Source organism: Ruminococcus sp. (assembly GCF_024684275.1).
Genome location: NZ_JAIKXF010000110.1, coordinates 20,028 through 29,779, shown reverse-complemented (window position 1 = coordinate 29,779; position 9,752 = coordinate 20,028). Strand labels below are relative to the sequence as shown.

Here is a 9,752-nt window from a genome sequence, read left to right as displayed (position 1 = left end):
GATTCGTACATTTAAAAGCACCTCCTATTAAAGCTCGTAAGCAACAGGCTTCTGAGCCTCCTGCTTGTGATTAGCGTCCTTGTAGGTTCTGAGTCTCTTGAGCTGAGCTCTGCCGAGGCTGTTGTTAGGGAGCATACCGTTTACAGCGATCATCATAGCTCTGTCAGCCTGCTCAGCCATCATGTCCTTGTAAGAAATGGACTTGAGGCCGCCGATCCAGCCTGTGTGCCAGTAGTACTTCTTCTGCTCGAGCTTTCTGCCTGTGAGAACAGCCTTAGCGCAGTTGATAACGATAACGTGGTCTCCGCAATCAACATTGGGAGTATAAGTGGGCTTGTGCTTACCTCTGAGGATGTGAGCAGCCTTAGCAGCAACACGACCGAGGGACTGTCCCTCAGCGTCGAGGATATACCAAGTACGGCTTACTTCAGCGGGTTTTGCCAGTGTAGTTGACATAAATATTTCCTCCTGTAATAAAATTTCGGACGGAAAGCGAATTCGGAAACAAGAGGCAGAGCCTCCCGGAGAAGCGCCGAGGACCTGCCTCTTGCTTCCCGAAAAAACGCCTGTTCCTCCGCAGTGCAAGATTTATTATACACTATAGCAGGGTAGATGTCAAGAGGTTTTTCGGGATTTTTTTAATATATACCCTGTTTTCTCTTGAAATCTCTCGCTTATGCTCTCTTTCTCTCTGTTTCTCGTGTTTCATTTCAGCTTTTTGAGGTAGAAAAACGGTGAGATATTTCAAAGAATTGTGTGCAATTTGATATAGGGATACGACATTCTGAGCTGACTGACCAGAAATGATGATCATTATGCCCTAAGCTGACCATTTTTGCTTTTGATATATGTAATCATACCAATTATTGCTGATTGTACTGCAGAATCATTGACATAAATGCACAATCGTGTTACAATATAAACACAAAAATTTATTTTTGGAGGAATTAACAATGAGAGGAAAAAACATGAAGAAGCTGATTGCAGGCGTTATGGGTGCAGCTATGGCGCTTACAGCTGTGGCTTCGACTGCTAATGCGGCAGTTCCCGCAGGTGTGCAGCTTGCAAACAGCAAAACAGCAGACGCGAAAGAGGGCAAGGTAGTTTATGAGTTCGGCTTTGAGAGTGAAGACGATCTCAAATACTGGTCAAACAGAGGCGGAGATGACACTACTAAGCTTTCTATTGCTACAGACGAGAAGAAGAGCGGTTCAAGCGCTCTTTGCGCAAGCGGAAGAAGCGAAAGCTGGAACGGACCTGCTTTCCGTCTCGACGGTGTTCTCGAGCCTAACACACAGTACTACATCAGTGCTTCCGTAAAGGGCAAGTACTACACAGGAGCTATGTTCAGCTTCCAGTACACTATCGACGGTCAGACATCATACTCGAACCTCGCTCAGAACCTCAACGGCAGCGACTGGCAGAGCATCAAGAACGTTCCTGTAAGCTACAGCGACGGCATGGAAGGTGTTTATGTATACTTCGAGGGCGGCTCTGACGATCTCTATATCGACGACTTCAAGGTAGTTGAAGCTCCTTCTGTAGATATTGAAAGCGATCTTCCTTCACTCAGCGAGATATACAAGGACAAGTTCAAGGTGGGTACAGCACTTACTCCTGATGATCTTGCTTCAAAGCCTTTCATGGATCTCGTTCAGAAGCACTTCGGCGAGAGCATCACAGTGGGTAACCAGATGAAGCCTGACTACGTTCTCAACAAGGAAGCTACACTGAAATACCTTGAGGAGACAGGTGACGACGAGACTCCTCAGATCAGCTTCTCACAGGCTAAGCCTGTTCTCAACTATGCAAGAAAATACGGTATCCCTGTAAGAGTTCACACTCTTGTATGGCACAGCCAGACTCCTGAGTGGTTCTTCAAGGCGGATTTCGACGAGAAGAAGGATTACGTTTCTCCCGAAAAGATGAAGAAGCGTATGGAAAACTACATCAAGAGCTTCTTCACAACACTTACAGAGCTCTATCCTGATATTGATTTCTATGCCTGCGACGTTGTAAACGAGGCATGGACAGACGACGGAAAGCCCCGTCAGGCAGGTCACTGCGGACAGTCCAATAACTATGCTGCTTCTGACTGGGTAGCTGTATTCGGCGATAACTCATTCATCGACTACGCTTTCGAGTATGCAAGAAAGTATGCTCCTGAGGGCTGCAAGCTCTACTACAACGACTTCAACGAGTATATGGACGGAAAACTCAATGCTGTATGCGATATGGCAGAGAGACTCAAGAAGGCCGGCAATATCGACGGTATCGGTATGCAGTCTCACCTTGACGTAAGACAGAGCCTTGACGCTGCATTCCCGTCACTTAATATGTACGAGAACGCTGTAAAGAAGTATTCAGCTCTCGGTCTTGACGTTCAGATCACAGAGCTTGACGCTACTGTACAGGAGAATTCAGGCGATAAGTATTTCGATATTCAGGCTAAGTACTACAAAGGACTCTTCGACATCTATGAGAAGTATGCTGACAAGATCTCAGCAGTTATCTTCTGGGGCGTTACAGATACAAAGAGCTGGAGAGCTTCACAGAATCCGCTTATCTTCGACAAGGACTTCATGGCTAAGCCTGCATTCAAGTCTATCGTAGATGGCAAGACAGCTTCTGATCCTGTAAGAACTACTATCGCAAACGGCGAGAACAAGACAACAACAACTACTACATCTGCAACAACAACTACTACTTCTTCTGCAAAAACAACTTCGGCTACAACAACTACAACTGTATCAACACCTGAGGGTACAACAACTACTACTATAGTAACAGGCGAGTTAAAGCCAACTATTGTCGGTGACTCCAACAACGATAAGGGCATCGACATGGGCGACGTTGTTATCATAATGCAGGCTCTTGCTAACCCCAATAAGTACGATGTCGGCGGTTCAGATGAGCACTGCCTTACAGCTCAGGGCAGAGCAAATGCTGATGTTGTCGGAACAAGCAAGGGCGTTACAAACGACGATGCACTTGCAATACAGGAATACCTCCTCGGCAAGCGTGCTTCACTTGAGTTTGCACCTAAAGCAGACTAAGGGCTTCCACTCATAAGATATCCAATATGCTGAACTTTACATGATATAGTTTATCTAAGGCTGCACGGCGAGTCCGTGCAGTCTTTTTTATCTTTATCAGCTTTACGCAAAAATAGGTTTGACATTCTCTATAATAGATGATATAATGATAATATCTATTGAAATATAAGAGAAAGAGGTCATATATATGGCAAAAGATAAAAAGCTGGTATCCGAAATAACCTCAATGGACGAGGATTTCGCACAGTGGTATACCGACATCTGCAAAAAAGCAGAGCTTATTGAATATACAAGCGTCAAGGGCTGTATGGTAATACGCCCCTACGGCTACGCTATATGGGAGAATATGCAGCATATCCTCGATACTACCTTCAAGGAGCTGGGACATGAGAATGTATGTATGCCTATGTTTATCCCAGAGAGCCTTCTCCAGAAGGAAAAGGACCACGTTGAGGGCTTCGCTCCCGAGGTAGCATGGGTAACTCACGGCGGAAGCGAAAAGCTGGAGGACAGACTCTGTGTACGTCCTACATCAGAGACTCTTTTCTGCGAGCACTACGCAAATATCGTTCATTCCTACAGAGACCTTCCAAAGCTCTATAACCAGTGGGTAAGCGTTGTCCGCTGGGAAAAGACCACACGTCCTTTCCTCCGTTCAAGAGAGTTCCTCTGGCAGGAGGGACATACTATCCATGCAACTGCTGAGGAGGCGATCGAGGAAACAGAGCGTATGCTGAATGTATATGCGGATTTCTGCGAAAAGTCTCTTGCAATGCCTGTTATCAAGGGTAAGAAGACAGAGAGCGACAAGTTCGCAGGAGCTGTTTCTACATATGCTATCGAGGCGCTTATGCACGACGGCAAGGCTTTACAGGCTGGTACATCACATTATTTCGGCGACGGCTTTGCAAAGGCTTTCGGAATTGAATATACAGACAAGGAAAACAAGAGAGTTAATCCTCACCAGACAAGCTGGGGCGTTACAACACGTCTTATCGGCGCAGTTATCATGACTCACGGCGATAACAGCGGTCTTGTGCTCCCACCTGCTGTAGCGCCTGTACAGGCAGTTATCGTGCCTATCGCTCAGCATAAGGAGGGCGTTCTTGACAAGGCAGGGGAGCTTATCAGCGAGCTCAAGGCAGCAGGCATCAGAGTAAAGCTGGACGACAGTGAGAACTCACCGGGCTGGAAGTTTGCAGAGTATGAGATGAAGGGCGTTCCTGTACGTATAGAGATAGGTCCCCGTGATATTGAGGAGAATCAGTGCATCGTGGCTGTACGCTACAGCGGCGAGAAGAAGACTGTTTCACTGGGCGACCTTGCGGTATACGTAAAGGCTCTCCTTGAAAAGGAGATACCAGAGGGTATGTTCAACAAGGCTGCTGAGAACCGCGCAAACAGAACATATTCCTGCACAACTATCGACGAGATAAACAAGGCGCTTGCAGAGCACGGCGACGGCTTTGTAAAGGCTATGTGGTGCGGCGAAGAAGCTTGCGAGGACGAGGTCAAGGAAAAGACAGGCGTAGGCTCAAGATGTATCCCGTTTGAGCAGGAGCAGCTCAGCGACAAGTGCGTATGCTGCGGCAAGCCTGCAAAGTGCATGGTATACTGGGGCAAGGCATATTAATAGCCCTTAGCTGTTAGGCATTAGCTTGCAGAGGCGGATGTTATCCGCTGTTATAAAAGTATGTAAGCCATAGTATTTCTTGTATTATCGCCGGAAATACTGTGGCTTTTCTATTGACACTGAGAAAGTGGTATGATATAATTTTACTGAGAAAAATCAAAATTTATATTTGTAGGGGACGGCGTCCTCGACGTCCCAAAAAATTGGCGTTGTAGGGGCGAACATTGTTCGCCCGTGTCAAAATTGATGTGTATGTTTGCAGGCACACACTGTGCGCCCCTACATATAAGTATCAAGTCATAAGATAAATCAAAATTCAGCCATTAGCCCATTGCAGGGGCGGTGACTCCCTGATGGCTAAAGGCTAAGGGCTTCATAAAAGGGGTGATAGCGATCAAAACAGTTGAGATATTCACAGACGGCGCCTGCAGCGGCAATCCCGGTCCCGGCGGATACGGAGTGGTCCTCCGCTTCGGCAGCGTAGAAAAGGAACTCTCAGGCGGCGACAGAGCCACCACCAACAACAGAATGGAGCTTCTCGGCGTTATAACGGGACTTTCAGCCTTGAAGGAGCCCTGCAAGGTCATACTCACTACCGACAGCAAGTACGTAGTAGACAGCGTCACAAAGGGCTGGGTGTACGGCTGGAAGAAAAAAGGCTGGATAAAGTCCGATAAGAAGCCTGCCCTCAATGTCGATCTATGGGAACAGCTCCTGCCCCTCCTTGAAAAGCATGACGTAACCTTCAACTGGGTAAAGGGACACGCAGGACACCCCGAAAATGAGCGCTGTGACCGCCTTGCGGTTGAGCAGAGGGATATACACGCAGGGTAATGAACATGAACAGGGAGTGAGAATATGGGACTTTTAGACAGCATCAAGAATATGCTTTTTAACCGCGAACCAAAGGACAACAGCTTCATGACAGACGATGAAAAGGAGCTCCGCGAATACGAGGAATACTATACACCGCAGTCGGGAGTTGCCGAGGGTACATATTCTGAGTTTGTGGTAAGCGATGTTTTCACTGTAAGCGGCAGGGGAACGGTGGTCACGGGTACAGTCACAGGCGGAGTTTTCCGCGTAGGTGATGAGGTACGCATAGTTCACGGCAATAACGACGGTATCCCTACGGTCATTATGGGCATCGAGCAGTTCCGCAAGGTATGCGAAAGTGTCTCTGAGGGAGCAAATGCAGGCTTTATCCTCAAGGACGTGGACAGAAAACAGGTCTTTCGCAATGATATTATAAAGAAGTAAAAATAAAAGCCATAAAGGTCAGTCCTTTATGGCTTTTTTGTTATTATTCCTGTTCTTCGTCCTCGGCTGAGTCATTTTCGTCTGACTCCTTAACCTCGGCTTCGTCGTCCATTATTTTTTTGTAGTTTTTAGCCTCCTCGGCTTCCTTTTTAGCTTTAAGAGCCTTTTTTGCGCTTGCTGAGGCTGTTTTCGAGCTTCTGCGCATGAGAACTACGGCAAAAACGATGACAAGTACGGCAAGTCCTGCCATAGCGGCTATGAAAGCCACCTTTTTCAGGTTCACGTCGGTAACAGTGTGTGTTATTTTTTCGGATTTTGCGTACTTTTCACCTGCCGAGCCTGAGAAAACACTGAGATTGAAGCCCTCAAGGAGCTGTCTTTCCGAGTTCTCCACAGTGTAGCCGAAAGCGTTCTTGCCTATGGTCTTGACACTTTTTGGTATGCTGACCTGTTTAAGGGCGTCACATACAAGGAAGGCGTCCTCGCCTATGGATTCTACGCCCTCGGGGAGTATGAGCTTGTTCAGCGCCATGCAGTATGCAAAGGCATTGTTGTCTATTTTTTTCAGAGTAGTTGGCAGTGCCAGCGTTTCTATCTTCTGGTCGAACAGGAACGCTCCGTAGCCTATTGAATCAAGTCCCTCCGAGAAGTCAACAGATTTTATCTCTGAGCAATAGCTGAAAGCCTCGTCCTGTATAGCGGTGAGAGAGCCGGGGAAGTGCAGGGCATTGAGCTTTGCACAGCCTGAGAAAGCGCCTGAGTGTATCTTCTGTACTCCGTCGGGGATATTTATCTCGCCGCTTATCTGGGAAGAAGCGCGGAATATCTCAGACTTTTTCTTATCCATGAGCATATCGTTCTCATAGATAAATGAGCTGTTTGCAGAGGCGTCAATATCATTTACAGCAAACCAGCTTCCCATAGCATTATCGCCGATAGTCTGGAGCGAAGCAGGAAGCCTGAAGGAGCTTACACCGCTGCACTGATAAAAGGCGTAATCGCCAAGCTTTGTGACTGTGTCGGGGAGCTTTATATCTGTAAGAGCGTCACAGAGTGCAAATGAATAATCGGGTATTTCTGCTATAGTTGAAGGCAGCTCAATGCTTGTAAGGTTCTTGCAGTCAAAAAATGCATGGTCGCCAAGATGTGACAGCTTTTTCGGCATAGTGACATTTTTCAGTGATTCGCAGCCATAGAACGCATTTTTGCCGATAGATGTTACCGAATCAGGTATCTCCAGTGTGGATATTCCCGTACAGTAGGCGAATGCCTCATCGCCGATAGCTGTTATAGCCTTTCCGTTTCTTATGGAAGGCACCTTTTCAACGATTATAGCACTGCACTTTGTGATAGTATAGGTGTCGTCGTCATTGAGCTCATAATAGAACGAGCCGTCGTACAGTTCATCGTTTGCGCCCTGCAGGTCGTCGGCAGCTGTGCCCATCGGGACTGCACAGCATACAGCTGCACCGAAAGCTGTGACAGCTGCGGCGATATTCTTAATCCTCATCATCTTCAAGGGAATCTTCCTCCTTGTCGGCATCATCATTTTCTGCTTCCTGACGCTCTTTGCGGCGCTTAGCAGCCTTTTCCCTGTTTTCAGCCCTGACCTTTTCAGCTTTGCTCTTTTTCAGCTTTTTGCCTGTGAAAACGCCGATAATGCCGAGGATAAATGCAGCTATAATGCCGATAACAGTATAAATAAAGCCTGTAGAGATATTTTTGCCGAATATCTCTGTAGTGCCTGTGATGACCTCTATACCGTCGTCCTTTGCACGTTTGTATGCCTCGCTGTTCTTTACTGTGTAGAGCTTGAAGCCCTCTATGAGAACATCTGAGGGAGCACCATTTGCTGTGTCGGCATTGTCATCATGACGGAAGCCGAATGCACAGGTGCCGATATTTACAAGAGTGTCGGGAAGATGCAGTGATTTCAGCGCATAGCAGTTGTAGAAAGCGTCAGCGCCGAGAGTTGTGAGGCTGTCAGAAAGCTTTACCTCGCTGAGGTTCTCACAGCCCTCAAAGGCGTATGCGTTTATAATATCGACATCAGGAAGCTCAACCTTTTTCAGATTCAATGCGCGGATAAAGGCGGACTGTGCTATCTCCTTCAAGCCCTTCGGAGCTTTGAACTCGGTCTCAGGCTTTGCAGGGGGATAAGCGATAAGGATAGACTTGTCCTTATTGTAGAGGATACCGTTTTCAGAGCTGTAATTGCCGTCGCCCTCGGTGATCGTTATATCCTCAAGACCTGTGGAGTACAGGAAGGGCTCCTCGTCGTTCCATTCCTTCAGACAGCCGTCAGCCTTAAAGGTCCTGAGAGCTGTACATTCGCGGAAAATGTGGTTTCCTATGGTCTCTGCGCCGAGAAGCTCGACATTTTCCAGAGCCTGACAGGTATCAAAGGCGTTGTCGCCTATAGTTTTTACGCTTGCGGCTGCGGTTATCTTTTTGAGGTTTCCGCACTCAAAGAAGGCTCTGCGCTTTATCTCCTTGATTCCGTCGGGGATTATGACCTCAGAGGCAGGGCAGCTCACATTGAAGCATGAGGTGTATATGGCATCTACCTTTTTGCCGTCAATGGTATCCGGGACAGTTATCTTATCGTCCTGTGAATAGCAGAAGGTGAGCACTGTCTCGCCGTTTATTTCGGCGTAATCATAGTCGCCGGACCTTGTGCTGTTAAGAGCCTGCATTTCCACCTGCTTCTCTTCATACTCCTCGGGAGTAAGGAATGAGAAGTTATTCTGATAATCGTAATCAGAGTCCTTATCATGGGCATACAAAGACGCAGCACCGCCCTGTTTGCCTACGATAGTAAAGGCTTCGTCCTTAGAGGCTGTCTGACCGCTTGCGCCTGTATAGTAGCCGAATGCGCAGTAGCCTATAGTTGTGACTGAATCGGGTATTACAATCTCGGTGAGCCCTGTATCGAAGAAAGCATACTGACCTATGGTCAGAAGCTTGTTTGGCAGGGTTATCTCATCAAGAGTTCCGCAGCTTGCAAAGGCTCCGCCGCCGATATGTTCAAGAGTATCGGGGAGCTTTATCTCGCTGAGACTATTACAGCTTGTAAAGGCATAATCGCTGATATACTCAAGCTTGGTTCCGCTGAAATCGGCAGAGCTCAGCCTTGTGTAGGCAAAGGCGAAGTGCTCGACCTTTTCGAGTGAAGCAGGCATGGTTATCTCGTGTGGTATGGTATTATAAAATGCAGAAGCGCCTATCTGCTTTACAGTTCCGGGGATAGCGAAGCTGTCGCCCTTTTTGCAACATGGATAGCAGATAAGCTCGGTCTTGTCCTTGTTGTATAATATTCCGTCCTCGGCGCAGAAATCGGCGTTCCCCTCGGCAACCTTTATCTCTGAGAGATTTGTGCAGAATACAAAGGGATTGTCGGCGGAGATATAGGTCACAGAGGCAGGGATAGTAACTGTCTTGAAGGTGCTGTTATTGTGGTCGCTGCCGAGAGCCGATCTGCCGAGCTCGGTAACTGCGATACCGTCGAGAGTATCGGGGATAACAAGATCTTCGGCAGTGCTTGTGCAGTCTTCGATGCACACCTTTCCGTCAGTAGTCAGCGAGTACATGAAATCGCCGCTCTTTGTGTAGGTATCCGTGCTTACAGCGGCTTCTGTAGCGCCCTCTACAAGGAAATCCTCATCGGCGAATGCATTTATAGCAGGAACAGCCGAATATGCGCAGATAAGAAGACCTGCGATAAAAGCAGCCGTTTTTTTGCGGTCAAACATAAATATTACCCTCTCATTATAATTTGCTCGCACAGAGCCAATAATTCTCTT

General features: G+C 47.4%; 7 protein-coding genes. 4 read left to right on the top strand and 3 right to left on the bottom strand.

From position 1 onward, the window contains the following. Positions 1-27: 27 nt before the first annotated feature. Complete coding sequence (rplM, locus tag K5677_RS12980) at positions 28-456, bottom strand: 50S ribosomal protein L13 (RefSeq protein ID WP_028517099.1); 429 nt, start codon at positions 454-456, stop codon at positions 28-30. A 497-nt stretch (positions 457-953) separates the two neighbouring features. Between rplM and K5677_RS12975 the strand changes: the two genes are divergently transcribed. The 4 genes from K5677_RS12975 to K5677_RS12960 all read left to right on the top strand — a co-directional run bounded on the left by K5677_RS12975 (position 954) and on the right by K5677_RS12960 (position 5,949). After that, on the top strand, positions 954-3,056 hold the full coding sequence (locus tag K5677_RS12975; RefSeq protein ID WP_296728760.1) for an endo-1,4-beta-xylanase: 2,103 nt from the start codon (positions 954-956) through the stop codon (positions 3,054-3,056). A gap of 187 nt (positions 3,057-3,243) precedes the next feature. Then, positions 3,244-4,689, top strand: coding sequence for a proline--tRNA ligase (gene proS, locus K5677_RS12970; protein WP_296728759.1), 1,446 nt, complete (start codon positions 3,244-3,246; stop codon positions 4,687-4,689). Between the two features lie 387 nt (positions 4,690-5,076). Beyond that, positions 5,077-5,523, top strand: coding sequence for a ribonuclease HI (gene rnhA, locus K5677_RS12965; protein ID WP_296728764.1), 447 nt, complete (start codon positions 5,077-5,079; stop codon positions 5,521-5,523). Positions 5,524-5,547: 24 nt separating this feature from the next. Next, on the top strand, positions 5,548-5,949 hold the full coding sequence (locus K5677_RS12960) for an EF-Tu/IF-2/RF-3 family GTPase (RefSeq protein ID WP_296728757.1): 402 nt from the start codon (positions 5,548-5,550) through the stop codon (positions 5,947-5,949). Between the two features lie 43 nt (positions 5,950-5,992). Here the strand turns inward: K5677_RS12960 and K5677_RS12955 are convergent, their stop codons facing one another. Both K5677_RS12955 and K5677_RS12950 read right to left on the bottom strand, forming a co-directional pair. After that, a complete protein-coding gene (locus tag K5677_RS12955; protein WP_296728762.1) occupies positions 5,993-7,462 on the bottom strand; it encodes a leucine-rich repeat domain-containing protein in 1,470 nt (489 codons plus the stop codon). Next, positions 7,449-9,701 carry a leucine-rich repeat domain-containing protein gene (locus K5677_RS12950; protein ID WP_296728756.1) on the bottom strand — a complete coding sequence of 751 codons (2,253 nt, stop codon included), beginning with the start codon at positions 9,699-9,701 and terminating at the stop codon, positions 7,449-7,451. Before K5677_RS12950 ends, K5677_RS12955 begins: the two co-directional genes overlap by 14 nt. Positions 9,702-9,752: the final 51 nt, after the last annotated feature.

What these genes read in the sequence shown, in the direction of transcription:
- K5677_RS12975 (WP_296728760.1), top strand. Translation starts at nt 954, where the DNA reads ATGAGAGGAAAAAACATGAAGAAGCTGATTGCAGGCGTTATGGGTGCA.
- K5677_RS12960 (WP_296728757.1), top strand. Translation starts at nt 5,548, where the DNA reads ATGGGACTTTTAGACAGCATCAAGAATATGCTTTTTAACCGCGAACCA.
- proS (WP_296728759.1), top strand. Translation starts at nt 3,244, where the DNA reads ATGGCAAAAGATAAAAAGCTGGTATCCGAAATAACCTCAATGGACGAG.
- K5677_RS12955 (WP_296728762.1), bottom strand. Translation starts at nt 7,462, where the DNA reads ATGATGAGGATTAAGAATATCGCCGCAGCTGTCACAGCTTTCGGTGCA.
- rplM (WP_028517099.1), bottom strand. Translation starts at nt 456, where the DNA reads ATGTCAACTACACTGGCAAAACCCGCTGAAGTAAGCCGTACTTGGTAT.
- K5677_RS12950 (WP_296728756.1), bottom strand. Translation starts at nt 9,701, where the DNA reads ATGTTTGACCGCAAAAAAACGGCTGCTTTTATCGCAGGTCTTCTTATC.